Annotated in this window: 30 protein-coding genes; all 30 read right to left on the reverse strand. The window is 57.4% G+C overall.

Annotated features, from left to right (window positions below; translation table 11 throughout):
• Nucleotides 1-15 precede the first annotated feature (15 nt).
• Complete coding sequence (locus ACVDG4_RS14140; RefSeq protein WP_447235520.1) at nt 16-1,248, reverse strand: phage tail sheath family protein; 1,233 nt, start codon at nt 1,246-1,248, stop codon at nt 16-18.
• Between the two features lie 176 nt (nt 1,249-1,424).
• Nucleotides 1,425-1,895 carry a zinc-binding metallopeptidase family protein gene (locus tag ACVDG4_RS14145; protein ID WP_447235521.1) on the reverse strand — a complete coding sequence of 157 codons (471 nt, stop codon included), beginning with the start codon at nt 1,893-1,895 and terminating at the stop codon, nt 1,425-1,427.
• Nucleotides 1,888-2,187, reverse strand: a complete 300-nt coding sequence (locus ACVDG4_RS14150) for a hypothetical protein (RefSeq protein ID WP_447235522.1) — start codon at nt 2,185-2,187, stop codon at nt 1,888-1,890. The genes ACVDG4_RS14145 and ACVDG4_RS14150 overlap by 8 nt, the downstream gene beginning before the upstream one ends.
• Nucleotides 2,188-2,196: 9 nt before the next feature.
• On the reverse strand, nt 2,197-3,468 hold the full coding sequence (locus tag ACVDG4_RS14155; protein ID WP_447235523.1) for a hypothetical protein: 1,272 nt from the start codon (nt 3,466-3,468) through the stop codon (nt 2,197-2,199).
• A gap of 12 nt (nt 3,469-3,480) precedes the next feature.
• Complete coding sequence (locus tag ACVDG4_RS14160) at nt 3,481-3,993, reverse strand: hypothetical protein (RefSeq protein WP_447235524.1); 513 nt, start codon at nt 3,991-3,993, stop codon at nt 3,481-3,483.
• Complete coding sequence (locus ACVDG4_RS14165; protein WP_447235525.1) at nt 3,974-4,150, reverse strand: hypothetical protein; 177 nt, start codon at nt 4,148-4,150, stop codon at nt 3,974-3,976. The genes ACVDG4_RS14160 and ACVDG4_RS14165 overlap by 20 nt, the downstream gene beginning before the upstream one ends.
• 8 nt (nt 4,151-4,158) lie before the next feature.
• Nucleotides 4,159-6,357 carry a hypothetical protein gene (locus tag ACVDG4_RS14170; protein WP_447235526.1) on the reverse strand — a complete coding sequence of 733 codons (2,199 nt, stop codon included), beginning with the start codon at nt 6,355-6,357 and terminating at the stop codon, nt 4,159-4,161.
• A complete protein-coding gene (locus tag ACVDG4_RS14175; protein ID WP_447235527.1) occupies nt 6,276-6,479 on the reverse strand; it encodes a hypothetical protein in 204 nt (67 codons plus the stop codon). The genes ACVDG4_RS14170 and ACVDG4_RS14175 overlap by 82 nt, the downstream gene beginning before the upstream one ends.
• Before the next feature lie 39 nt (nt 6,480-6,518).
• Nucleotides 6,519-7,181, reverse strand: coding sequence for a phage tail protein (locus tag ACVDG4_RS14180; RefSeq protein WP_447235528.1), 663 nt, complete (start codon nt 7,179-7,181; stop codon nt 6,519-6,521).
• Nucleotides 7,178-8,140 carry a baseplate J/gp47 family protein gene (locus tag ACVDG4_RS14185; protein ID WP_447235529.1) on the reverse strand — a complete coding sequence of 321 codons (963 nt, stop codon included), beginning with the start codon at nt 8,138-8,140 and terminating at the stop codon, nt 7,178-7,180. The genes ACVDG4_RS14180 and ACVDG4_RS14185 overlap by 4 nt, the downstream gene beginning before the upstream one ends.
• Nucleotides 8,137-8,544: a GPW/gp25 family protein gene (locus ACVDG4_RS14190; protein WP_447235530.1), complete on the reverse strand. Its 408-nt coding sequence runs from the start codon at nt 8,542-8,544 to the stop codon at nt 8,137-8,139. The genes ACVDG4_RS14185 and ACVDG4_RS14190 overlap by 4 nt, the downstream gene beginning before the upstream one ends.
• The gene (locus ACVDG4_RS14195) at nt 8,541-9,110 is read right to left on the reverse strand and encodes a phage baseplate protein (RefSeq protein ID WP_447235531.1); all 570 of its coding nucleotides are present in this window, start codon (nt 9,108-9,110) and stop codon (nt 8,541-8,543) included. The genes ACVDG4_RS14190 and ACVDG4_RS14195 overlap by 4 nt, the downstream gene beginning before the upstream one ends.
• Entirely contained in the window at nt 9,107-9,757 is a 651-nt protein-coding gene (locus tag ACVDG4_RS14200; protein ID WP_447235532.1) for a hypothetical protein, read from the reverse strand. The genes ACVDG4_RS14195 and ACVDG4_RS14200 overlap by 4 nt, the downstream gene beginning before the upstream one ends.
• Nucleotides 9,754-10,236, reverse strand: coding sequence for a phage virion morphogenesis protein (locus tag ACVDG4_RS14205; protein WP_447235533.1), 483 nt, complete (start codon nt 10,234-10,236; stop codon nt 9,754-9,756). The genes ACVDG4_RS14200 and ACVDG4_RS14205 overlap by 4 nt, the downstream gene beginning before the upstream one ends.
• Nucleotides 10,237-10,701 carry a gp436 family protein gene (locus ACVDG4_RS14210; protein WP_447235534.1) on the reverse strand — a complete coding sequence of 155 codons (465 nt, stop codon included), beginning with the start codon at nt 10,699-10,701 and terminating at the stop codon, nt 10,237-10,239.
• Between the two features lie 21 nt (nt 10,702-10,722).
• The gene (locus tag ACVDG4_RS14215) at nt 10,723-11,124 is read right to left on the reverse strand and encodes a hypothetical protein (protein ID WP_447235535.1); all 402 of its coding nucleotides are present in this window, start codon (nt 11,122-11,124) and stop codon (nt 10,723-10,725) included.
• Nucleotides 11,125-11,351: 227 nt separating this feature from the next.
• Nucleotides 11,352-12,317 carry a capsid protein gene (locus ACVDG4_RS14220; RefSeq protein WP_447235536.1) on the reverse strand — a complete coding sequence of 322 codons (966 nt, stop codon included), beginning with the start codon at nt 12,315-12,317 and terminating at the stop codon, nt 11,352-11,354.
• A gap of 55 nt (nt 12,318-12,372) precedes the next feature.
• Nucleotides 12,373-12,747 carry a hypothetical protein gene (locus ACVDG4_RS14225; protein WP_447235537.1) on the reverse strand — a complete coding sequence of 125 codons (375 nt, stop codon included), beginning with the start codon at nt 12,745-12,747 and terminating at the stop codon, nt 12,373-12,375.
• Nucleotides 12,744-13,730: a phage protease gene (locus ACVDG4_RS14230; RefSeq protein ID WP_447235538.1), complete on the reverse strand. Its 987-nt coding sequence runs from the start codon at nt 13,728-13,730 to the stop codon at nt 12,744-12,746. The genes ACVDG4_RS14225 and ACVDG4_RS14230 overlap by 4 nt, the downstream gene beginning before the upstream one ends.
• Before the next feature lie 234 nt (nt 13,731-13,964).
• On the reverse strand, nt 13,965-15,479 hold the full coding sequence (locus ACVDG4_RS14235) for an AlbA family DNA-binding domain-containing protein (RefSeq protein ID WP_447235539.1): 1,515 nt from the start codon (nt 15,477-15,479) through the stop codon (nt 13,965-13,967).
• Complete coding sequence (locus tag ACVDG4_RS14240) at nt 15,472-15,927, reverse strand: hypothetical protein (protein WP_447235540.1); 456 nt, start codon at nt 15,925-15,927, stop codon at nt 15,472-15,474. The genes ACVDG4_RS14235 and ACVDG4_RS14240 overlap by 8 nt, the downstream gene beginning before the upstream one ends.
• A 168-nt stretch (nt 15,928-16,095) precedes the next feature.
• Nucleotides 16,096-17,070 carry a hypothetical protein gene (locus ACVDG4_RS14245; protein ID WP_447235541.1) on the reverse strand — a complete coding sequence of 325 codons (975 nt, stop codon included), beginning with the start codon at nt 17,068-17,070 and terminating at the stop codon, nt 16,096-16,098.
• Entirely contained in the window at nt 17,070-18,284 is a 1,215-nt protein-coding gene (locus ACVDG4_RS14250) for a phage head morphogenesis protein (RefSeq protein ID WP_447235542.1), read from the reverse strand. Before ACVDG4_RS14250 ends, ACVDG4_RS14245 begins: the two co-directional genes overlap by 1 nt.
• A 9-nt stretch (nt 18,285-18,293) precedes the next feature.
• Nucleotides 18,294-19,931, reverse strand: a complete 1,638-nt coding sequence (locus tag ACVDG4_RS14255) for a DUF935 domain-containing protein (RefSeq protein ID WP_447235543.1) — start codon at nt 19,929-19,931, stop codon at nt 18,294-18,296.
• Nucleotides 19,925-21,580 (reverse strand): hypothetical protein, encoded by a 1,656-nt coding sequence (locus ACVDG4_RS14260; protein WP_447235544.1) that lies wholly within the window; start codon nt 21,578-21,580, stop codon nt 19,925-19,927. The genes ACVDG4_RS14255 and ACVDG4_RS14260 overlap by 7 nt, the downstream gene beginning before the upstream one ends.
• The gene (locus ACVDG4_RS14265; RefSeq protein WP_447235545.1) at nt 21,577-22,170 is read right to left on the reverse strand and encodes a DUF3486 family protein; all 594 of its coding nucleotides are present in this window, start codon (nt 22,168-22,170) and stop codon (nt 21,577-21,579) included. Before ACVDG4_RS14265 ends, ACVDG4_RS14260 begins: the two co-directional genes overlap by 4 nt.
• A 2-nt stretch (nt 22,171-22,172) precedes the next feature.
• Nucleotides 22,173-22,469, reverse strand: a complete 297-nt coding sequence (locus tag ACVDG4_RS14270; RefSeq protein WP_447235546.1) for a VpaChn25_0724 family phage protein — start codon at nt 22,467-22,469, stop codon at nt 22,173-22,175.
• Nucleotides 22,469-22,804 (reverse strand): DUF2730 family protein, encoded by a 336-nt coding sequence (locus ACVDG4_RS14275; RefSeq protein WP_447235547.1) that lies wholly within the window; start codon nt 22,802-22,804, stop codon nt 22,469-22,471. The genes ACVDG4_RS14270 and ACVDG4_RS14275 overlap by 1 nt, the downstream gene beginning before the upstream one ends.
• Nucleotides 22,804-23,061, reverse strand: coding sequence for a hypothetical protein (locus ACVDG4_RS14280; RefSeq protein WP_447235548.1), 258 nt, complete (start codon nt 23,059-23,061; stop codon nt 22,804-22,806). Before ACVDG4_RS14280 ends, ACVDG4_RS14275 begins: the two co-directional genes overlap by 1 nt.
• Nucleotides 23,012-23,242 (reverse strand): hypothetical protein, encoded by a 231-nt coding sequence (locus ACVDG4_RS14285; RefSeq protein WP_447235549.1) that lies wholly within the window; start codon nt 23,240-23,242, stop codon nt 23,012-23,014. The genes ACVDG4_RS14280 and ACVDG4_RS14285 overlap by 50 nt, the downstream gene beginning before the upstream one ends.
• Between the last annotated feature and the right edge of the window lie 2 nt (nt 23,243-23,244).

Consider the following 23,244-nt stretch of genomic DNA (forward strand, 5'->3'; position numbering starts at 1 on the left):
AGGTGGCTCCGTGCGTTAGGCCTCTACGCGGATGTTCTGGTCGCCCAGAGCTTCCAGCGCGGCGGCAATATTGTCGGCCAGGAGGTCATAGGCTTCCGGCTGCGGTTCGGTGTGGATGCCGAGATCGACCAGCTCCGGCGTTTCTTCAAAACGCAACTTGGTCATCAAGCTGCCATCACGTAGCGCCGTGTTCGGGTTCAAGGACCGTTGCCAGACCAGCTCATAGTCGATGATGGCGTTGATCGCCTGACGGCTGGAGCATGCCTCCGACATGGTCTGATAGACCAGCGTTGCCAGATGCGCGCCGAGATCATCGGCGTTGTATTTGCGCATGGCTCGCAGGAAGGATTTCTCGATCGACCGGCGTGTGCGGATCCGCTTGATGGAGCGGTAATCACGGGTGGTCGGGTCAGTGGCCGTTGTGAACGGAGCCCAAAGCAGCTTGTTTTCAATGACAGTGCCGATACCCGCCTGACAGAGATAATTGCTGTCAGATGTCGGATCGCCGTCTCGGTGGCTGACCCTGTGTTCGGTGCCCCGGATCCCAACCAGCGGCTTGTTCCAGGCCGCCTTGTAGCGGTTGCCCACTTCTGCATCGCGTTTCAGGATCTGAGCCGCCCAAAAGGTGGACATGGGTGCGGTCGCATCTGCGCCGTTCTTCCAGACTTTGACGCGCGGCCAGCCCATGAGGATATTGCGCGCGGTCGCGAAGTCAGCAGCTGCAAGGGCCGCGTGCTCGCGTTCAGTGCCGTTTGCATCACCGATCGCAAAACAGTCGATCAGCTTGCCGCAGATCGCTTCATGCGTCGTCAAAACAGGATTGGCCGCATCGCCGGGCCGCTGGTGGGAATATTCCGGGGAGAGGATCAATCCGGCTTCCAGGCCGATTTCGCCCTTGGCATCCAGAACCGCCCAGGAGCCGGTCTTTTGGGCTGCATCGCCCACAATGTGGCCAAGCTGGGTGTCTTCGTCCGGATCATCGTCACAGCGCACGAAGATGATGTCAGTGGAAATGCCGGTGGACGCGATCTGCGTGATGGTGTCCTTGGCAACACCTTCACCAAGCTTTGCAATCATCTCGCTGTCTTCAGTCGAGATCGCATAAGGGCGGTGTTTCTCAATGGAATTGTCCGCGTTCGGTGCGGGCAAGGGCAGCGCTGCAAAGGTCTGGCGTGCATTGATGGAAACGACGGTCGGAGACAGGTTGGAAAAGACCCGTGTCCCGACATTTGGCACAACAGCGCTCATAGCATCTTTGTCTCCGTTAAAGACCGTTTGAAGGCCGGTTCAATCCTTCTTTAAAGGCTGGAGACAAGATGGCTGGGTGCGAACAAAAAAAGGGGCTGACAGATGTCAGCCCGCAGGAAAAGTCACTGGTTAGGTGGCGAAAACACTACCCGTATTCGCCGCTGAAGTCGACCGGTCTAAACGGTCGGCCAATTACCCAGAATGGCCGTCTTGCCTGCTGCATCAATAAAGTCTTTGGCGACCAACGTATCGAGACCGCCAAGAACAATCGGGTTATCTGGGTAGATAGCCGATCCGGCTTTCTCCAGTTTGAGCCGGATCAGGACAATCGACGGGTCAACCGAGGTGGACAGGATCTCCACCGCCTGCTCGTCCGTGATCGGACCGTGGATCTGGACGTGACTGATGTACTCGACATAAGTCAGGCCCCTGTAAGTTGGGGCAGCCTCGGTGATCGGCTGCCAGACCGCAACTTTGGCCGCCATTTCCTCGACATGGGCGTGAACCTGGTCTTCGGAAGTGAACGGCTCCAGCGTGGAGGTGTGATAGTTCGGCAGCTTGAGTTCGCAGGTTCCGTCAGCGGAGATCGTGCAGGAGGAAAGATCAGCGTGAATGGTGGTCGTCATGACCGATGGTTCTTCAGACATCTCTTTCAATCCCCCACAAACTTGTAGACCCGCTCGACGCAGCCACAACCGACCCTGCCAGCAGCGTGATTGGCAGGGCTGGTGCGGCCGAACCCGTGGAGTTCACAGGGCAATAGAGGTAGCCGCCATTGACGATGAGCGCAGAGTTGCCGCTGGACCCAGAGAAATATCCCTCAAAGCGCTTTCCGCCAGGAACCGTATACATGATGTTGTTACTAGAGCCGCTAAGCGCTATGACGCGCTCAGTCGAAGTCCCGCCCTGTATTGCCCCGTTTTCTACCTGTTTGAGCATGACCGTCTCCTAGTTCGATTTCACGCCGGTCACGCGAACGGCAACAGACGGGTTGGCATAGGTCCGGCCATCGATCACAGCCTGAGTTGGGGTGAGTTCCCGCACAAAGGAAAGCTGCTCGTTGGCGTCAATACTTGCGACAACACCGCTGAGATTAAGAACGGTCTCATCATCCATGCCTGTGTCGTACATGAACAACGTGTTCGGTGTGCTGCTACTGAAAGCCACAATGCTGTCATTGAGCGCTACGAAGCGCGGGCTCGACCCACCCTGCGCCAGTCCCCCGGAATACTCTATCGAGGAGTTTCCAGACGATTCTGGCATGTCAAGAACCCGCATCTGCGTGTGTACGTCTTGACGTTGATGTGCCAGCTTCCATGCCCCGGTATTGAGATCGAAGAAGGGGGCCAGCTTCCAACCCGTGGCAATACTATCAAAAGGCTGGTTGTTACCGCTTCCAACAGAGTATGACCGAAGGATTTCACCTGTTTCAGCGTTAACAAAATAGGCATAGACGGTACTGGTGTTTCCATGAGCCTGGACAAAACACCGCTCTCCATTCGGAGCTGGGACATTGTTCGTTCCGAAAACCGGGTAGGTTGTACCCGGAGAGCCGTTGGCCGTTCCAGACACGAACTGTGTAGGGCCGGCAGCCCCATCCACCGGCAACCGCCAAATCGAATTGTTGTTGCGGGTGAAATAGAAGTAACCGTCACCACCGTATTGGGGACAAGCATCATAGCTGGTCATAGGATTGCTGACGACCGTTTGGCCGTCCGACACCCTCACCTTTTCAATGTGGCTAGCGCTGTTGCCATCCCACGAACCAACAGTCACATACTGCTCGTCCTCGCTCATCACCGCATAGCGCTTAGAGCTGCCGGGGCTGTGACCGAAAGGAATATCTTGGCGTTCGACAACCGGGTCAGAGAGGTATCCAAACCCCTCAATATAAGCCAAGCGGATTTCGGCGATATGCGATCCAGTTGATGTTATACCGTGAAACACGCGATCAACGTATTTTCCCTCCGACAGGGACAGCGTGACATCGGCATTTGCCTGGATAATCTCACTGCCCTCTGCCGAGCGTGTGAAAGCCCCAACCCGGAACCCGTCAACGGAAACCGCCAACGGGAACTGATCAGATTGAAGGAAATTCAGCTGAAGATCCTTGATAACATAGGAGTCGGTCGAGTTTCCCGAGATGATATTGATCCCGCCAGCAGTCAGTTCTGACAGCGTGTGCACGCCCCTATAGATTTCAACGAGTTCATCGGCCATGGTCGGCGTCCTTCAGGAGTACTTGAGGTGTGTGGCAATACCGCCACCGGTACCGGCTTCAGCAAGCGCGGCCGGGGTGACATATTTTTCGGTGTCTGTGCCTGCTGCGATGTCGGCGGCACTGGCCTGTTCCGGAAATGCCTCGATCTTTTGAACCAACTCGGCGATCGCATCCTGGGCGTTGTTCGCAGCGAGATCCGTAATGGCCTGCAGATTGACCATGGAGGCATCAATCCCGCCGGCGCGCAGAAAGGCGATCTCGTCTGCGAGCGCGGCCGCATCCGCCGTGATTGCGTCCAGCTCGGCACGGCGGATATTGATCTCCGCCGTAATGGTGTCAGAGATCACGGTGAGCGCTTGCGTTTCCAACAGGGCGATCACAGCGTGGTAATCGGCAACCGTGCCTTCCAGCACCCTAATACGGCCCATGATGACAGGAATGACCGCGTCCCAAGCGGCACGCGTTAGCACGAACTTCAGCGGAGCAACAAAATCATGCTGCTCTTCAGGCAGGTTGGATGTCACCGAACACCTCCCAGCCGTAGTTCGCGGCGATCTCCTTCAGCACCCGGCCTTTGAAGCGGTTTTGCGCCCGTGGCAGATACTTGCGGTGACCGCGTTCAACAGGCTTTAAAAGCGTTACCTGATAGGTCACACCGTCTTGAATGTCTTCCGGCGTCATCTCTCACCTCAAGTTGCGTAAAGAGCGGTGTTTTCTACGAAATACACAGCTTCAATATCGGTGGTTGTCATATCGAGAATGCTGCGCGCCCGGTCGGTTTCCGGCACGGTGAATTCAGCCCGCAAGATGAAGCGTTCCGGCCTTTGGACATCGCGAACCAAGGAGTCCGCATCCGCCTCATATTCGACCCCGGCGACCATCACCTTCGGTGTTGCGGTGTGCAGCGCCGGATCAAACTGATCCAGCACCCATTTGACATCGAGCGTTGTGGTGTTCAGCCCGAATTCCAGTTCCTTGGTGATGCCCCGGCCGTTGAACTTGTGCCGGTGCGCTTCACCGCGCGCATACTCATTCAAAAGCAGTGCCGGAGAGAGACCGCCAAGACCGATCATGGTCAGCTCCAACTGACAGGTTTCCGGCAGGCCGCGGAGCGGGTTTGGCCGAGCGGCAGTCTCCGCCTGGATGGCCTGCCACGGATGGTCGGGAGAGGTTCGAACGCGCCAGATCATGGACGTGCCATCCGGCGTGAACGCCTCGTAGAGCAGCTTGATCTGCGTCATGCCACCGGGAAGGTTCAACGGATTGAACAAGACGCGCGCTTGCGTGTGCGTGTGCAGCGTTCCGTTGAGCCGGAAGCAGAAATCCTCTTCCGGCGAGCCCTGAGACCAAACACCATCCGTACTCCATCCCAAGGTACCGCCCGTGAAGATGTTGCCCGTGGCGGTGTGCAAAGCATGGTTGCCAGCGGTAGAGGTTGCCCAGGAATAGCGCTTGCCGGGCGGCAAGTAGCGAGGTTCAAACGGGAAGTTCACCCAACCCTCGGCAAGATCCGCATGAAAGACGGTCGATTGGGCAATCACCTTGGTCAACAGCGGATCGCCAGAGACATCAGCTTCACAGAAAAACAAGGTGACATCGCCGCTGCCACCGACCCGGGAGAACTTCAGGTCGATCGATGTCAGGATCATCGCCTGACTGATCGGGAAGGTCTGCGAGTAGATGGAGCCGTTGACGCTGTAAGTCGTGGTGACTTCGTCCCAGTGGGTTTCTGTCCAGGAGTTCACCTGAACCGTCCGGGCCGCATTGATCACGCGGTTACCGGATTGCCCGATCTGGCTGTTGTGAAGCACGACCATATCAAGGTCATATCCGCCGCCATGCGTGGCGTTGAAGTCGCTGAGATCAACGCTGTCCCCTGAGAACTGCGCATTGATCGGCCCCATGTTCTGGAGCGTCTCGCCATTGGCCTGGAAGGTTTGACCGGCAACGGAGCCTTCATAGCCTGACAGTTCCTGCGTATTGCCACAAAAGGCGACCGTCGGACCGTAACTCACACTGGAGCGCGCCACATGCCGGGCCACGAGCGTGGTTTCTTCATGGACGATGTTGGAAATGTCGCGCGTGGATCCGGGGCCATCAACTTCGATGATTGTGGTTTCAACCCAGTTCAACATCATCACGTTGTTGACGATCTTGATGTCACTCTGTTCCGGGTTTTGAACGGTCAGCTGATTGTCCTGAAGGGCATCAAAGGGAAAGCGGATCCCCTCATCAACGCGGGCATTCCACGAGACGTGTGTTTTCGACCAGGCCCAGCCGACCAAGGCGGGATCGTAAAAGTAAGCGCGGGCGGCATCGGGCAGATCAATGATCTTGCGCGCCTGGGCCATATCTTCCTGCAGCTGACGGACCGCGTTGCGGGAGGCGTAGTTTTTGAGATCCGCCTGAACGTTGGCCAGATCCGTTTCCAGTGTCAGCGTCCGTGCATAGATCGCGGCCATTTGGGCTTCGAGAACCCGGACACGGCCTTCAACCTCATAGAGTGTTTTCACCCGGTCATCATGGGAGTATTCGAGGGCTTCAACACCGGACACGCTTAGGAGGACATAGGCAATGCAGACTTCGCTATCATCCACGCTCGGTTTGACTGGCGTCGGCGAGGCAACACCGGCCTGGATGACGAAGCTGCAGATGTTGGCAAGGTATTTGGGGACCGGAATGTATTCGACCTCTTCCGTATCCTCATCAATCTCTACATAGCGGTGTTCTTCGATGGTCTCGGTTTTGCCACGTACCAGAAGGGCAACGTATTTCATGTCGCCCGCGACGGTTGGCAGATGCCCGGTCAGGCCTTCGTCGTGTGGTTCATCCAGATCATAGATCGTGCCGCCTTTGAAGAGCTGACCTTGCTTGACCCGGATGACCAAGGCTGAGGGTGTCTCGATCGTAAAACGCGCCCAATGGTTCGGATATCCGATCGCACCACCTGCAATGTTCTCAGCGTGCTCGTAAGACGCTTCTGATGCCTTTTCGAGGTCTTTCGGCTCAAGGAGTTCAGCTTCGCCGTGGAGAAGTCTCTTGGACATGGTTACAGCCTCTTTCGATCGACAAACTGACCGAGCCGGATCCCGTCATCGATGTCGATGTTGTCGTCAATGGTGATGATGCGTTGGTGCCCGAAGTCCACGCGGCCTTGGGTGGCACCGTTCTTGGCAGCTCGAAGCGCCTTCAAACAGTTTTTGATCGGCTCGCGGGAGGCCGTCTTGAGGGGTGAGCGACCGAGGAAACTCCGGCCCAGCACAAAGGCGTTTTTCGGCTTCTTGATCCGAATCCGAACCAGATGCCGGTTGAGGAACGGCGGGTGCCCTATCGGCATGCGGCGCTTCACGGTGCGGCCAACCACCACCCGTTGCGGATAGGACATCGTGTCGATCAACTCAGCACCGACCAGGGCAAGGTAGCGCCGCACGCCTTCACGGGTGGTTTTAAGGCCTGCCAGCTTCTCGCCCGGATAGGTCGTGGACCGACCCGCAAACTGCGCAACGGCCTCCCGCTGTTCAGCCTCTGTCCAACTCGGGATCCAGAGGTCTGCGCCATAGTGGAAGGCGAGGAACGGCAGGAACCGTGCCGGTGTCCGGTACGGATCCATGAGGATCTGATAAGGAACGTCCAGATCGTAGGACAGAACCTTTGACATGATCCGTTCTTGAACGTCCGCACTGTCCGGCTGAAGGGTGCTGAAATCGGTCATGGCAGCACCTCAGGGATCAAGGTGACATCACCCAAAACCGGGATCGTGTACGGCTCCGCTTCAACAGACACGGGCGCATGGTCTTCAATTGCCCACACACCTTCCACAAAGGACGGGCCGGTAAGGTATTCGGGCTGGATTTGCGCACCGATCAGCATGCGCCGGGCCGCAGCTGCTCGGATCGCAGCTTCGACCTCGGCGAGAACAAGATCCAGCGCCGGACCGTTGCCGAGGACCGTGACGGTTTGGTGCACGTTGTAAACGTGACGCTTGGCGGCCATGACCTGAAGGCCCATCCCGTCCAACATCCGCTTTTCGCTCAAGACGCGGGCGCGGATCTGAGAAAGGATTTCAGCCGGTGGTGCCTCGCCATTTGGCCCTGCAAGAACCAGATCCTGATCCCCGCGCCGGTTGAGATTGCCGAGCTGCTTATGGACCTTCCAGCCATTCACGCGGGCATCCAGCATGCCGGTGCCATCGGTCAGCGCTGGCCAGACATCCCAGGCATCATAGAGGATCCCGCCCGTTGATCCGACGGCGGGCAACTGGAAGGAAAAGAGATACTGCAGCAACAGGCTTTCGTCTGTCTGCATGACCGCTGGTTCGGTTGCTGTTTCTTCCTTCAGGATCTTGCGGGTGACCCCTTGCCCCAGAACCAAGTTGTCCAGATTGGTGCCCTTGGCAAAGGGTGCAAGAAACGCCTTGATGCCATCATTGACGCGGATCCGGTCCAGAAGCCGAACCGTTGCGACCGCCTCCATCTGGATCACGGCCGGGTCGGTCAGCTTGTTGCCAACGTCCCATACCGGCCAGTCCGGATTAGCCAGCCGGGCCGCCGCCATCTTCGTCTGATAGTCTGCGATCAGCTCTTGGACCAGCGCCTCATATTCGATCGCTTCCAAAGCATCTGGAAACGGCAAGCGGGACAGATCCGGAGCGGCGGGTGCGTAAAGCTTCATGCTGGCACCTCGGACCGCCGCAAGGCGCGGAGCGCGACCTTGGCCGTCACCGGCTCAGCAACGTCATAATTCCCGAACCTTCCTTCGGGGTAATAGGTCCCGGAATGCGACAGGCCAAGAACACCCTGACGGGTCAGGGCAACCAGCTGCATTTGCTGAACCCGGTATTCATCCTCGTAAGTGTGCGCAGCAACTGTCAGATCGGTGTAGATGTCGAGCGCAAGTTCCGGGGTGATATCCTCGCCCAAGTGCGAGCGCAGTTCAGCCCCGAACGCCAAGCGCATGGACCGGGTTCCAATCCGGGTCTGCCAGATCTTTCCAAGGCTTTGCGCGCAATGCGGCCAGCCACGCAGGAACAACCCCGTGCGGGCGCAGGTGCCGGTGCGATAGCGAACAGCTCTCATCCGGTGGCCCTCACGGTGCTGGAGCCTTCCACGATCGGCCAAAGGCCCGCAGAAGATCCGGTCCCAACCTCTACCTTGTCACCCACCCGCGCGACTTTCTTACCGCCTTCGCCCGACAGATGCACATCGCCGCTTTCAACGACCACTTTCGGGCTTTTGACACGCGCTTCCTCTTCTTTGAGGCGAACCATGCTGTTGCCAAAGAGGACCACAGCTTCGTCTATCTCCTGAGACGGCGGCGGGTTGTCTTCGTCGTAGGTTGACCAGATCGCCTTGCTGGTCGTGCCGATCGTTCCGGACGGGCTGTGAAGGTCCATCTGTTCGTTGTCGGCCGGGGCTGAATGAACCTGTAGACGGCCAGCGCCGGGCTCGGGCCAGCGCACAGGCGGTGACAGGATTTCCGATCCGTCTTCGCCAGTCGCAAGGATCAAGCGGACGGTCCGGTTTTCCATGTCCTGGGATCCCGGCTTAACCTTGCCGGGCAGCACCATGCGCGCAAGTCGGCCGTTGGTCTGGATCAGCTGACGGCGCAGGGTGCGCAGCTCACGGGCGGCAAGATCGATCACGTTTGCCCCCCATCATTTTCTGCATCCTCTTGGATCATCGCAGCGATTTCAGGCGGGATGTTGGTTTCGTCCAGGAACTTCAAGCCGGGGCCGCGCTCTTCGTCATGGGCAACAAAGTGCGGTGTTGGTCCACCAAGGAAGTCTTCCCCGAGGTCGATCAGCATCTGCGTCCAGGTCACCGCGTAATAAGCGGTGCCTTTCTCGTAAGCGGTCGCCGTGAAGATCGGTTTGAACATCGGACCGGGATCGCCGTCCGGGGGTGTGATCCCTTCAAGACCCCATGAGGCGATGTCCGCATTGTGCAGGATCTTCAAAAGGCGGGTTCCGATCGCGTGCGCAAGCTCGGCCCGATCGACACGTTGCCGCCCGATCGACATGTGTTCGGTCACGATGTAGGCGGCAAGATCAACGGGCATGCAGTATGTGCCGCTGACATCGCGCGGGCTTTTGACAGCTGTCCAGCCGATCGCAATCCCGGGTGCACTGACAAGCTCGCGTTTCACAACGTCGTAGATGTCGAGCTTCCCGATGTGGGACTTGACGGTAACGCCTTTAAAAAGGGTTTTAAGGCGCGCGGTCACCGCATCCCGCAAGGGTGTCACAGGATCGTTTGCAAGGAGTTCGGGCAAGGTGGCCGGTTCAATCACTGGAGACCTCCAAGCCCGAGAAAGTCCGTGACGAGATCAATCATCTCCTGACGGTTGTCGTCAGACAGGCCAACGAATGGCCGGGCCGGAATGGTGACCTTTTGGGGTCGGACGAACATTCCGCCGACAGTGAACGCGAGACGTTCCGCATCCTTTGCCTCGATCTCCATGCCGAACTGATGGACATGGGCATATTCCCAAGTCGCGCCCCACTCGGCCGCATCGGCCTCGTAGGTGCTCGCAATGCTGTCGAGAAGGTTCCGGCCGGTCTTGCGCAGAATGGACGTGCCTTCAAGGTTCTCCGCCCAGGCCTCGCCATCTGGAGAAGTCTTTTCCTCCGCAATCCGCCGGCGCGTCTGGCTTTCGCCGAGCGCAGCGATCGCCGGGGTGACTTCCGCCGTGTCGAAATCAAAGATCGGCCGAAGACGGACAAGGGCCTCGTCCAAATCGAATGTTTCCATGCGCAGGGAAAAGCTCATTTAAACACCCCTTAAACGATCGCGGGTGAACACCCGGCCGGGGGTATCAAACAGCACCTCATTCGGAGAGGTGACAGCCGGATCGTCAGCGCCTTGTGAGCCGCTGCCATCGGACAAGAAGGACAAACCGCCTTTGCCGTTGGCGATTGCCTCAAGCCGTTTGATGGCGCTCTCATAGCGTTCCTTGATCCGCTCATTGGATCGGGAGAACGAGAGGGCAACCCGGTAAAGGGCGATGTCGATCGTGTAGACCTGCAGGACGCCGAGGCTGTCTGCGTCCAGGTGCGCCAGTTCATCCGAACCATAACGGGCTCTCAAGATCGCGCGCACTTCCAGACTGGCGTCAGATAAACTAGCTGCCACGCGGTCCGCATCCACAAGGCCGGTCTCCTCGTCCGCAGCCAGAATGACCAGCTCGTTCGGATAACGGTTGTCGATGTCGGCCAGCGTGGCATAGACGGTCATGGTGGGTCCCTGACGTGTCAGTTAGTCTTCGAATTCGCCTTCAACGGCGAGATTGCGTTTGAGGTGATTGAACTCGGCAAGGGTCATGGTCACCTCATCGCCGGGTTTCAGCATTTCGCCGTTCATGCGGACATGACACAGGAGCACGTGCGGCCGGGTTTCCGGTTCTGCAGCCTTTGTCTTGGCGGCCTCTTCTTCGGCCTTGCGCTTGGCTGCAGCGTCTTCTTCGGCCTTCTTTTGGGCAGCTTCTTCCTCGGCCTTTTTCTTGGCTGCGGCGGCTTCAGCTTCTTTCGTGGCAGCGGCTTCTTCAGCGGCCTTTGCCGCTTCCGCGTCTGCCGGTTTTGAAGTCTTGGTCTCATCAGCCTTGTCGGTTTCATCACCGTCCGGCTTCGCAGTTTTGGGGGATGTCTTGCGCGGTGCCATCTCATGTCTCCGGATTGAAGGGAGTGAGGGCCTTCCACCCTCCCGGATGCTCGGAAGCCGTCGAAGGCTTCAATCTTTGGTGCGGGGGTCGGGCATCTTTCCCCTGGTATGTCGTCGCCACTGTTTGCACCGGCTTCCCAAATTGGGGCCCACCGTCCGGTGCGGGGCTTCGCCGGATCTGCCTCGTCACAAAACAGATCCAGCTCGCGGCACTCCCGAAACGTGGATTAGGCGGCGACCGGGTTTTGGATCAGATACCCAACATCCTTGGCGACGATCTCTTCCTTGATCCGCTCGCCAGACCGGATCCGGAAACCGCCTTCAAGGCCAATATCCGGGTCCTCAATGCGGCCAGCGACCTTGTTGCCAAACTGAGCCGTAAAGCCCCACGTAACTTCGCCTTCAGGCCGTGCGCTTTCATCGATGTAATGCGCGCCAATGAAGTTGCCCCAAGCGCGCGTCATCTGGACATTTTGGCCAGGACGCGCCGTGTTGACATGGGCATCGCCGACAAGAACTTTCTTGATTTCCAAGAGATCCGCCAACTGCTCTTTGGTGATGAAGCCCTCACTGGTCAGGTTGCCCTTGACGGCGTTGACCAGTTTTGGGTGCCGCTTCAAAAAGCCCCAAACCACATTGCCCATGGTCATAGTGTTGGCGCGATAAATGAAAGTGCCTTCGATCGCGGCGTCCAGCACCCCAAGAGGATCTGAATTCACATAGTCAGACAGTTGATCGCCGCCCGCCAGAACCATACGGTTGTCGGCCTTGTAGTTGGCAGGGTCTTGCACTGTCTTCGCAACCCGCACCTCACGATCCAACTCAACCAGCTTGGTCAACATGGCCACGCTGTGCTGTTCCGGATCGTAGTTCGATCGGTTAGCGGCGCGTGCAGCTGCTGCCGCCTTGATGTCGGTATTCGGGATCGGGTTGTCGAGGCCGTAGTCGCGGGTAGAGCTTTCGCGCTCTTCACCTGTGAACGTCACCTGATTGACCTGACCACGGCGGCCGACTTCTGTATCCGGAACCGTAAAGGCTTCCGCAATCGGGTATTCGGTCCACTTGAAGACTTCCTGACCAACGGATTGGCGCGGCAAGATCATGTCGGCAATCAGCACTTGAGCCGGGTTGGAATAGCCGATCGCGATAGCTGTCAGCACCGGATCGACAACAAAGGGACGTGGAGGAGCCATGTGAAAGAACCTTTTAACGGGCGTTTAAAGCCTGAGGGTTTGAAGTCCGGGTGCTTTAAGCCGGGGTGTTGAGAATGCCGGGAGCGACAACCATGTCGAACTGGTCGTTTTCTGCAGCGTCCGACAGTGCGAACCCTGCGAAGCGAACGATCGACCCGGCCACCGGGACGGCTTTGACCGCGCGGCCATCGGGACCGGCCGTGATCGGATCCCCGAAATCAATGTCGCCACCGGAGACAACCGGAGCCGGGCCGGACAGGATGACATCAACCATCTCGCCGGTTTCGATATCGAAGGTATCGGCAACCCCGAGGATCGGGTCTGTGGGATCGGTCGCGGTCATCACTTCGCGGTCAGTTGCAGACGCTGCGACCAGACGCATTCCGCTGACCAGGGCATGTGCCCGGTAGGATTTGATGAGCGGCATCATTTGCCATCTCCTTTCACATGATTGACAGCGTCAACAATGTCGACGGTGATCCCCTTGGCGGCTTGTTCTGCCCTGTAGGCGCTGGCCTTTGCCGCCAGCTGAGCCGGGTTCAGCTCATCGTCGCCATCGGCAGAACCGGCGTCCTTATCGTCGAGCCCGGATGCTCCGAGCCCCTTGGCGGTGGCATCCAGCAACGCCTTGACCTGCGTCAGGCCCTCATCGGTTGCACACAAGGTGGCGTAGTGATCCCGCTGCGCAGGTAGGATCTTCTTGTCCTTGAGCGCACCTTCCAGAAGTTCATCGACTTCTTTTTTGCGGGTGTCGGCCTTCAGCGCCGCCAGTTCGCCGGTCGCGGCTTCCAGCTTGGCAAGGGTTTCGTCATGGACGGCCTTGTCGACCTTGCCCTTGGAAAGGGCGGAAATGGCAGTGAGGCACGCGGCCTCATCTGCGTCCGCCGTGAGGCCAAGAGCCTCGGCAATCGCATTCATGGGTGCTTCCTTCAGTTCGTCAGGGGATGCAGACGCAAGCGCAGGCATGGACAGCGCCGGTGCAGATACCAGGGCAACGGAATGCAACCACGTCGCAGATCCTTGCTTGGTATGGGTAAAGGTTGGCGAGATGAAACGGCGGGTCTTGGCTTCCAGCACGTCCCGGCCGGATTGCAGCCAATCAACCCGGCCATAAAGACCATCGGCGCGGGCATCCAGTTCCTTGATCCAGCCAACCGCTTCCGGCTTGCCGCCTTTGGTGATGCCGTGATCCAGATCGATCGGAATGTCGATGCCGTCTTTTTGAAAGCGGGCGGCGAGCTTTACAGGATCAAAAGTGAAGGACCGGCCATCGCGGGTGACCGTTTTGCCAGCCGGAAGGATCTTGATCCATTCCGGGGCTTCAAAGGCTCCCGTTTCGGCATTGGCCGTGGCGATCTCTGTCACCACGTCGCCCTGGGCGATATCGGAGTGTGCGGTGGTCTTTTGGGTCATGCCGCCAAGCTACGGGGACGGCACACGCCTTGCGGGGCTGACAGCTGTCAGCCGTGGCAATCAGGATCGGTTGGGGGAGGTGCTCAGAGGCTAACAGACCGGGTTTTGATACGCCACCCGCAAATTGCATCGCGCTCGCTAAGACAGGATCGTTTTTAAACGGGGATTTAACAGGCTGGAGGCCCTTTGGGGCAAATTCGCGGGTATGGACACGTCAAAAGCCCTCCAGCGCGCTCACTGGGCGTTTTGATGCGGCAGCCGTGTAGCAAGTTCAGTCTGATACTCAGCGAGTAGATATTCAATGTGTTCGGTACGGCTATCGAGACCCTGCGACTGCACAATTTCTTTTGCTATGAGTGTGACCAGATCATTCGGCGCATCAGAAGGGCCGACTGTGTAGCGCCCAAGGACACAGGAGCGATCCAGACTGTGGTCGAACAACTCGATAAAAGATCCGTAGGTGTCGGCCATAATCGCACCTTCGGGTCTATGGAGTTCAACCTCCAGTTCGAAGGGCGCATCGAAAGAACCTGACACAAATCGCAGAAAAGTAGCATGGTATAATGCCCTAACAACAACTTCCCGCGCCCACCCGAGTGGAAGAACTGTTGGATTGGTTTCCGTATTACACTGCAAAAAGAACCAACAATCCGCAAAGCCGTCCCACGAGACAATGTCCCAACAGTCCGCACTGTCCGTTGAATAGCGTGAGTAAAAGCCGTTCGATGTCCCTCGCCAATTCATTGCGCCTTGATGAATTTTCCGAACGTCGCGACCGTAGTGTTTACCAGTGGTGCCACTCCGGTAGAGAAAATGCTGTTGAACAGACTGCAGTGCAAATCTGCGGGACATTGGTTGCAAAGCCACAACAGTCGCCCGCACAACAACTCGCGGCTCTTTCGCCGAAATCAATAGGTCACGAACGCCGGTTATTGACGGGCGGGGATCGCTCTGCAGAGTCCTCCCGGCCACATAACCTGGTTTGGCGGTTGCGGCTTCACTGGTACTTACCTGCTGACGTAAAAACGCTGACCGGCGCGCTTCGAAGATTTCATCCCGTCCCGCACGCCGTCTTTCGACAAGCAATGTCAGGTCTTGTATTTCGCGCATGCTCATGGAAACACTCTCTTCCCCCCGGCGGATATAGGCGTCCTTTTCTTTTTTCGACTTCAACCGGTGCGGAGCCAGACCGGACGGTTCGACTTGCAAGACAAGATAGCCGTGCCCGTCTGATCGGTCTGGATCAGCCAATCCTCGTATGCGCAAACCTGAAAGTGGGGGCTCAATCACAGCCTGAACAGCCCGGGACAGATTGTCAGCAACAGTGTCCGGGTTGGGCACCAGTAGATCCGCCAAGCCTTTTATGCAGTTGCCGTCCGCTTCTTCCAAGCCGATCACCAATGTTCCACCGTCGCGGTTTGCGAAGGCGCAGATCTCCTTGGCAATGGCGTCGCGGGATTTCTCTTCCAACGCACCCCCATTGTAGATACGAGACGCGAATTTCGGCGCCTCCCCAGTATCTATCCGTTCGTCTCCAGTCAAAATCTCTTTTGCTTCGAAACGCTCGTCTTCGTATCGACCAATTAATCTTACAATGTCATCCTTGGTGATGTCCTGAAGTGGACGCTTAAACATGTTCGCTCCTAATGCTGATAAAAGGCAATATGCTCCGAGCCATACCCGATCCAGTGCGCTCAACAGGCGTTTTTCTGGAGTGCCTATTTCAGTGACAGGGAAGTGTTCATTCAATCGGCTCGTCTAGTGCCGCCCGGCAATACTGAATGTAGGTAACGAACTTGCTGTAACTCTCATCTTCAAACGCTGCAAATGATGGATCTCCGACAAACGCAAGAACGTATTTAGATAGTTCCATGCTTGCGAATGCGCAGGTGGAGTACTTGTCCAATTCGCTCTCATCTGAAGCCGGGCTATCTCTGTTTGCCAATCGGTCTAGTGCCCAAGCCTCCAAGAACTCGTGAGTAGCAAAAATCATAGAGCTACTTGCGCGTACTAACGCCACACGATCAGTTTGCTGTGGCCCACCGTTTTCCCATTTCAAACCGTAATTGCCAGTCATGGAAATGCGTTTGTCCAAGTCATGCGCCATTTTCCGAGCGGCCGACGCGCTTAGAGGCTGTTCTGCAAACGCAGGAAACGACACAGCGAAGAACACTACCAGAGACAACAAGGTTTTCATCGATTGGCTCCGCTTCGGGACATCCATACATACAATCAGCGCGAGACTCCTGCGTCAATCTCGCGCGACGCATTTGCAAATCAGTCCGCAAAGTCGCATATTGGAAAGGTGACGGCGCAAAATCGGTGGTGCCGGTCAAGTGCGACCGCGAGGGGTCACGTCCTCCCGTCACTTTCTTCCGATAATGTGTTCAACAACCGCACTTTCAGGATTTAGTGCGATCGCCGGTGAACGGCCTTTAGTCCTCCAATCCTTCACGGCTTGAAGCGTCAATAAAAGTAAACCCGCAACAGCAACAATGATTAGTAGATTGCCAAAAGTACTATCGGCAAATCTTGTCCAGACATCGGCATCTGGAGACCGGGAACTGCTTTTTGGTTCAAACAGTCTTTCAAAAATACCCTCTGGCACTTTTCCTGCCGTCTTCGGATACAACCCGCGCTTACTTTCATAACGGAACAATAAAAACAAACCAAAGAACAAAGCACCTGTTGGCACCCAGCGATACATCAATTGCCCAGGCGTCGAAACACTGGATTTGTTCCTGCTCAAAATTGAGTATCTGACTTTGTCGTTGGGTTGTATACGCTCTTTGGCATAGTCAGCAAAATGATGATGATTTGCGAGTAGCTCGTTCCAAACAATTGGGTGGACTCGGTACATCTGCGTTTTTTCGTCCTTGATAGCAGACGATAGCAACTTCCTTTCCTCGAGCACACGCAGTGTACTTTCAACAATGTCAGGCAACTTCCCGTGCGCAACAAAGTCGGGTCGTCCAGTCCGCATAATTGATCCGATTAGGATGGTTTCCTCATAGGAAAGATGAGGAAGCTCCTTGCGGGCGTTCCTTAGGACGGCTGGCCGAGCCCAAAACCTAAACATCCATTTCGCACAGGCTCGTAGAACCAGAGCAAGCACCAGCACTAAAAACAGAGCTGTCATTAGTGCAATTGCGAAGCCCACCCAGTCTGGCATTCCATCCAATAAAAACGTATTTCCGGAAACGAAAACGGTGAGACCGCCAAATACGATTAATCCAGAAAGCGCCTGATGCCATTCGAGTGCAAACAGCTTTAACCAACCGGGATCTGGTTTCATTGAAAACGCTCTAAACAATTGTGACGTTTGAGAAGTACGGGCCATTACTGGGACTTCCCAATCCACTTTAAAGCACGTTTTGGGTTTACCCGGTAGAGGGTGTGCAACCTCAGATATCCGGCCGCTGATTTCTTGATGACCAGCTTCCACCATGCCCCGCCAAGCTGGACATAGACGGCCCGCTGCAACCCGTCCCGGCCTTCATCAACGACCCGGCCGGTCTCCAGCATATGGTCGACCAGGGAAAAGGTGTCGATCGAGACCGGCGCATGTTTGCCGGTCTTCACAGTCATGGTCTCCGATGAAACCACGATCAAAGGTGAACGTGCGTCGAGCGTCTTCTGCAGAGGACTGGAGACGGCGACCGGCAATTGCACCCGTTCTTTCAATCCAGCCAACACACGCGGTGCGGATCCGTCGAACAGCTCGGCAATCTTCTGGCGGGCAATGTCCGGCCCGGCGTATTCCAGCTCTTCAATCAACCGGGTTGATAGTGTGCGGGCACGGGAGAGACCCGGATTGGTATGCCATCCGGGATCAATGCCATCCGGGATCTGACTAATCACACCGCTGCGCCGGTTCCGGAACGGCTGCGTCCGGATCTCCGGGGCTTCGGAGACAATCGGGATGGTCTCTCCGTCGATCGACATTTCACCGGCATTGGTAAGCCGGTCCGCTTCGCGGCGTGTGATTTGGCGGACCGAGCATTTGCAGCCCCAGCCATTGGGCGGAAAGTGCGTTGACCAAAATGGATCGTCTACGGGAAGAACAATCCCTGCCCAGGCCAGATGCTCTTGCCGTGGATCAGCTGCGGATGTGCGGACGTAAAGCAGATAGGGAAGCGCCAACTTGGTCCGCTGGATCCGATCCCACTGTCCGGCCGCACGAGCCGCGCGCATGTTTGACCAGAAGATCGTCTTCAAACGGCGGGAGCGGGAAAAGTCCACCTGCCGGTCTGGATCCTGCCCGGTCGGATCGGCAACGGCCCTTGGCCCCCACCAACCTTGTGCCTTGAGGCGCTCGGCAATCTTGGCTTTCCAGTTCTCAAACGTTTCACCGTTTGCGATCGCCTCATCCAGTGTGGCCCGAAAGGCTCCCAGAAGTTCGGTGTCGACCGCCTTGGCCACCGTGAATGCGTAGCTGTGTTCCTCCGCCCAGACGTCGCCCCAAGAGAAGGCGGGCCGCAAACGCTTTTGCCGGAAATAGTCCGTGACCTCGCGCGGTGTCTGAAACCCTTTGCGAACCGTGGTTTCGGTCATTTTGGCACGTCAATCCTCGTCGCTTACATCACCAAGCCCGCGAGCGATAGCCGTCAGCTGCGACAATGCCTTGCGCAATGGCTCGCTGTCCGGCCCGGCCGCCTCCAGCCGTTTGCGCACGTCTTCAAAGTCTGTCGCGTCAAGGATGACACTGCGCAGCGGCGCAAGAAGCGGGTCCGTGACGGCTTCCCAATCCACTTGCCCGAACAGCCGGTCAAACGCGTCCAAAGACTGCTGTGTTTTGGCATCGGCGGAAAGGCTGGCGCAATTGGAACACGCGCAGCCCGACCCATGAGCGGATAACTGCGCGTCCTCTTCCGTCTCCTGGTCTTCCGCGTCCTTGTCGTCCTTGATCTTGCGCTTTGGAGCCGGTTTCTTGTCCTCGGCCGTTTCATCGTTCTGTGTGCTCTTTGCGGCGGGCTGCAGGATCTCGTCCTCTTGTGCCGGTTCGCTCAAGGCGAGCTTCTCGCGGATTTCCCGCTGGGCGACTTTCAGCCCAAGCGGTACCAGAGTGCCCAGCGCGGTTGACAATGCGTTGATGTCTTCCGGTTCGGCAACCGGGAAGGAAACTTGCGGATAGACCTCTTGCGGGCCGAAGTTGACGTTTACGAACGGGATGATCAGATCGCGGTTGTAGGTCGCCGCCAACTGTTTGCCGTCTGCCTTCAGGATATCAAGGCGCACCTCGTTGTGGATCTGCGCCTGCGCCATTGACGATCCATCGTCGGCCGTCATGGTCTGACCGACGACCATCTTGGACACCTGCCGATCGACGTAATCCAGAAGCTCGCCGAAGACAGCGGAGCCGTGGGAACCTTCAACCTTATGGAACTCGATATCCATGCCCTGCGGGATGATCGCAGCGGCGTCATTGGCGATTGCCTTGACCGCGCGCAGGAGCGTCCGCTTGTCCTGGGCGCTGGCGCTGGAATGGTACCGGCCAACCCGGAGCGGAACACCGTAGATCTCGGAAAACGCAGCCCAATCCTTCAGGCCGAAAGACTGGATCAGAAACGCCCAGGCGGCCGGACGGGCAAGACCCCGGCGCAGCGGGATCCCCGCCTTGGTGCGCGGCTTGTGAATGAGGAATTTTGCCGCTGGCAGGTCTTCACCGTCCAGATTGGTATCAACGCCCAAGCGCAGTTCTGTGAGAGATTTGCGGTCAAACTGGAAATAGCGCGGATCCCGCCACTTGAACTCAACCGGCCGGAGCGCGCGCCGTTCATACTCCCACATGATCTCGCAGACCGAATAGCCCTTGCCGATCCCGTCCGTCAGTTCGCCCGTGGTCTCGTTGATGTCCGCCCCTTCCATCAACTCCATCACGGCATCCGTGATGTTTTTCGGAACTTCGTCCGATGCTTCAACAACCGGTGTCAGGCCTTCAACGGCCAAGCGCCGCGTCTGTAGCTGGGACCCATAGTGCAGGTACCGCTCTTCCATTTCCTCTGCGAGGGTCAGGTAAGACCGTGCGTGACCGTTCTGCGCCTGAATGAGGATTTGCGCCAGGCGCTCGGGTGTCAGGCCGGATGCCTCACGGTCCTCGGCTGTTCGGCGTACACCCATGATTTCCGGAGTAGCGACCTCCTGGGCAAGCACGGTCTTTTCGATCGGGCGGCCATACTGATCAACGAGACTTTTCACCATAAGGCCCTCCCTGAGGTCTGAAAGGCACTGTCGGCAAGCGGGCTATGCTCAAGCGCGTCTTCCTCGGCCATGTAGTCGTATTCCGGCACGTCCCGTTCGCTGGCAAAGTGGCCGAGCAAACACGCAATGCCCGCATCACCATGGCGCTTGCGCCCGGCCTTGGCCTTGTCCAGGGTGCGTTGATCGCTCGGGATCTGAGCAACACCCTTGATCTGTTTGAAGGCGCGCAGATCGTTCAGCGTGTCGTCGTCGCGCGGAATGGTGCGGATATCGCCGTCCTCAAAGGCGGCTTTGAACTTCGGCGTGTTGTCCCGGTACCAGCCTTGGGAGAAGTGAACCGGCTCGATCATGTGTTCGCCGAATTCCTGTTGCGTGACCTCGGCGAGATAGGCCCCGTTGCCGGTGGCATCCATCGCGCCACCGGAAAAGCGCGGCAGGCCTTTAATCACATGAAACAGGATCTGCTTTTGCTGTTCATAAGGAACGTTACGAAGCTCGATCGTAAAGGGCGTGTCCAGGCGCAAGTCTCGCGCGATTGCAAACGGCCAAATGACACTGAGATCGGCAACGCGCGCAAAGTCCTGACCGAACACATGACGCTGGCGCTTGTCGAGATCCTTCAGGAGCGGCGCGACGTGATCTTCCAGCCAGTCGTCGATAAAGGAAATCCGATCGGCTTCAGGACGGAACACAAAATCATCCGGACATTCCAGACGCAGAACCGGAACGCCATCCGCCATGCGAGAGCGGATCAACGATGAAGGTAAGAACGTGCCGGAGCCCTTGGACGGAATGCAGAACAGCTCTTCGTCAGCTGCATCGCCATAGTCGGCCAGGATGCTCGCCCGCCATTCAGCTTCCAGCTCCGGGGTCCATGTTTGACCGGTCCTCAGACACACCCGCTGGTAAAGGCCGTCTTCAAGGGCATCATCAAAATCAAACCGGATGAGCGAATAGTTTTTCTTGCCCGTCCGGATGTCCTGAATGAGTTCATTGAAGGCGTTGTCTTCCCCGTCATGAGTGGAGATAATGCAAACCTTACCGCCCCAAATCAGGAAGGCGAGCGCGGCCTTTAAAAGCTCTTTCAAGTCGTCATGAAATGCCGCTTCATCGACAATGACGAAGCCCTGACGGCCACGCAAGGACCGGGGCTTGGATGTCAGGGCAACGATTTCAAAACCGCTGGCAAACCGGATCCGGAACGCCTGAATGTGCCGATCGGCACCATCGCTGCCGGTGCCATCAGGAAACAGAAACTCCTCGGCGGCAAAGGCGATCTTGTTAAAGGCCTTGGCCCACATGCCGCACACGTCGATAAACTCGCGGGCCATATCGAGGTTATAGCCGATGTACATGGTGTCCATGCCGCCCGCGGACCGTTTGGACCCAGCAGTCAGAACCGCTTGCGCCCCGAGCGCCCAGGTGGCCCCGGTGCGCCGGCTCTTTTCAACGACGGTGACAGAATGTGCCGCAGTGGATCTTAACAGCTGCTTTTGATAGCCGAGCAGGACTTCCACATGATCAACATCGGCAAGCTCCTGAAGCCCGTCCGGCAGACCGTAAAGGGACGCAGAGCGAAGCTCGGCCCATTCCTCCTGGGTGATGGCCCGGCCGGTTCTGAACTCGCTTTCCTGCGGCTCGATGCTCATTCCTCAAGTCCCAAGATGTCGGCCTTGATCGAGCGGACCGTATCTGCGGAGAACCCTTCTGCTTTGGCGACTTTATCGACCGCAGCTTCCGCCGCCTTGGCGTAGTCTTTTTCAACCTGCGCGCGGCGCTTGGTCGAGATCCCTTGTGCGGCAGCGGCGGACTTCAGCGCGTTTGCAAGGTTCATGGCGGATTTCGGATCAAGGCCGCTTTCGCCCGCATCGGTCAAAAGCTCAAATACGAGTGTCTTGATGGCTTCAGAGGCGATCAGGGTGAGATCGTCTGATGCTTCAGCATCAAAGCTCTCGGCGATGCTGGCGGCAATGGCGCGCGTATCTTCCAAGCGGCGTGTCAGGTGCGCCTGTTTGATCGCATATCGGTTGAACGCGGAAAACGACGGGATCGTGAATTCAAGCTCGCCGCGATACTCCTTTTGCAGGCTTTCAAGTTCGCGGTAGAAATCCTCATAGATTTCCGTTTGGGTCTTGTCCCGTCCGCGCAGATCCCGCGCCGCATCTGCAATGATGTGATCGCACTCGGGCGGGAGTTTCTCGATCGAGGACAAGCGGCCCCGGCCGCGACGCGAAGCCATGGTCAGCCACCGATCGACGGCTTCAAAACACCGTCCAAAAACGCCCGGCGTTCAACATGATCAAGGCCCGGCTGTTTCAGCTGAGCAACGAGAACTGACCCGACCTCAAAAAGGCTGATCGCGCCCAGCTCATTCAGCTTGCGCAATTGGGTCCGGATGTAGTCCCGGCTCTTGGTATGACCAAAGGCCTGCAGGAGATGCGCAACCAGCGTTTCATTCAGGCGGTGGTCATTTTCATCCGCCAAACCCTTGAGAATGATCAGGCGGACGTCCTGTGCGGAGTGTTCGGCGAAATCCATCACTTGCCCCCATTGTTGAGAAGAAAGTCGTCAATCCGGGTCGCAATCCGCTCCACCGCTGTCAGATTGGCCGACAGAGTTGCAATGTCGCCGCTGACTTGGGTGAGCTGGAGGTTCAACGCGTGGAAGTCTTCGCGGGTCGGCTGGTTTTTCATCACCGTTTCAAGATCCGAGATCCGACCGTGTAACTCCGCATTGACCGCCTGAAGCTCGGCGATCTTGTCGGCGTTTGCCTTGGACGGCCGGGTCAACCACGTGTGCAATGTGGCAGCGGATGCCATTACGACAGCAATGATACCCAGCACCCCGTCGAGGGCCTTGATGTAGTCGAGCATTACGCCCCCGCTCTTTGCGCTTCGATCGCAATCTGCGGTCCGCAGAGCGCGCGCCATTTGGCATTATGAATTTTGGCCTGCCGGATGCTTTCTGGAGTGTCATCCGCCGACCAGTAAAACGGTTTGCTCGCCCCGCAATAAACCAGCGGAAGGCGGTCCTGTTTTTTGTCTTTCGCGGAAACGGTCACGACATCCGGGACCGGCCCGTCAGTTTCTCCGGAACCCGTCGTCATCATGCAGCCGGTCAGGATGAGCATTAAGCTCATGCTCCATACCAAGCTCAGCAGTGCGGGCTTTCTGAAGGGCATTGGTGGCCTCCGTGAAAAACGCAGCGACCGCCTCAGCGCGGCCACCATTACGGATCTGCCGCTCCCGCATGCCCGCAGAGACTTCCCGAAGGAACCCAAGCAAAGCACCAAGAGCGGAAATCCAGTTCATGG

Source organism: Roseibium sp. MB-4 (genome assembly GCF_053005265.1).

Excerpts from the sequence above, each read along its gene's own strand:
- ACVDG4_RS14210 (WP_447235534.1), bottom strand. The coding sequence starts at position 10,701 with ATGACCGTCTATGCCACGCTGGCCGACATCGACAACCGTTATCCGAAC.
- ACVDG4_RS14230 (WP_447235538.1), bottom strand. The coding sequence starts at position 13,730 with ATGACCCAAAAGACCACCGCACACTCCGATATCGCCCAGGGCGACGTG.
- ACVDG4_RS14165 (WP_447235525.1), bottom strand. The coding sequence starts at position 4,150 with ATGACGCCGGAAGACATTCAAGACGGTGTGACCTATCAGGTAACGCTT.
- ACVDG4_RS14190 (WP_447235530.1), bottom strand. The coding sequence starts at position 8,544 with ATGAGAGCTGTTCGCTATCGCACCGGCACCTGCGCCCGCACGGGGTTG.
- ACVDG4_RS14205 (WP_447235533.1), bottom strand. The coding sequence starts at position 10,236 with ATGAGCTTTTCCCTGCGCATGGAAACATTCGATTTGGACGAGGCCCTT.
- ACVDG4_RS14250 (WP_447235542.1), bottom strand. The coding sequence starts at position 18,284 with ATGACCGAAACCACGGTTCGCAAAGGGTTTCAGACACCGCGCGAGGTC.
- ACVDG4_RS14150 (WP_447235522.1), bottom strand. The coding sequence starts at position 2,187 with ATGCTCAAACAGGTAGAAAACGGGGCAATACAGGGCGGGACTTCGACT.
- ACVDG4_RS14270 (WP_447235546.1), bottom strand. The coding sequence starts at position 22,469 with ATGGATTTCGCCGAACACTCCGCACAGGACGTCCGCCTGATCATTCTC.
- ACVDG4_RS14215 (WP_447235535.1), bottom strand. The coding sequence starts at position 11,124 with ATGGCACCGCGCAAGACATCCCCCAAAACTGCGAAGCCGGACGGTGAT.
- ACVDG4_RS14155 (WP_447235523.1), bottom strand. The coding sequence starts at position 3,468 with ATGGCCGATGAACTCGTTGAAATCTATAGGGGCGTGCACACGCTGTCA.
- ACVDG4_RS14245 (WP_447235541.1), bottom strand. The coding sequence starts at position 17,070 with ATGGCCCGTACTTCTCAAACGTCACAATTGTTTAGAGCGTTTTCAATG.
- ACVDG4_RS14240 (WP_447235540.1), bottom strand. The coding sequence starts at position 15,927 with ATGAAAACCTTGTTGTCTCTGGTAGTGTTCTTCGCTGTGTCGTTTCCT.
- ACVDG4_RS14280 (WP_447235548.1), bottom strand. The coding sequence starts at position 23,061 with ATGCTCATCCTGACCGGCTGCATGATGACGACGGGTTCCGGAGAAACT.
- ACVDG4_RS14255 (WP_447235543.1), bottom strand. The coding sequence starts at position 19,931 with ATGGTGAAAAGTCTCGTTGATCAGTATGGCCGCCCGATCGAAAAGACC.
- ACVDG4_RS14260 (WP_447235544.1), bottom strand. The coding sequence starts at position 21,580 with ATGAGCATCGAGCCGCAGGAAAGCGAGTTCAGAACCGGCCGGGCCATC.
- ACVDG4_RS14220 (WP_447235536.1), bottom strand. The coding sequence starts at position 12,317 with ATGGCTCCTCCACGTCCCTTTGTTGTCGATCCGGTGCTGACAGCTATC.
- ACVDG4_RS14185 (WP_447235529.1), bottom strand. The coding sequence starts at position 8,140 with ATGAAGCTTTACGCACCCGCCGCTCCGGATCTGTCCCGCTTGCCGTTT.
- ACVDG4_RS14285 (WP_447235549.1), bottom strand. The coding sequence starts at position 23,242 with ATGAACTGGATTTCCGCTCTTGGTGCTTTGCTTGGGTTCCTTCGGGAA.
- ACVDG4_RS14180 (WP_447235528.1), bottom strand. The coding sequence starts at position 7,181 with ATGACCGATTTCAGCACCCTTCAGCCGGACAGTGCGGACGTTCAAGAA.
- ACVDG4_RS14265 (WP_447235545.1), bottom strand. The coding sequence starts at position 22,170 with ATGGCTTCGCGTCGCGGCCGGGGCCGCTTGTCCTCGATCGAGAAACTC.
- ACVDG4_RS14275 (WP_447235547.1), bottom strand. The coding sequence starts at position 22,804 with ATGCTCGACTACATCAAGGCCCTCGACGGGGTGCTGGGTATCATTGCT.
- ACVDG4_RS14140 (WP_447235520.1), bottom strand. The coding sequence starts at position 1,248 with ATGAGCGCTGTTGTGCCAAATGTCGGGACACGGGTCTTTTCCAACCTG.
- ACVDG4_RS14225 (WP_447235537.1), bottom strand. The coding sequence starts at position 12,747 with ATGATGCCGCTCATCAAATCCTACCGGGCACATGCCCTGGTCAGCGGA.
- ACVDG4_RS14145 (WP_447235521.1), bottom strand. The coding sequence starts at position 1,895 with ATGTCTGAAGAACCATCGGTCATGACGACCACCATTCACGCTGATCTT.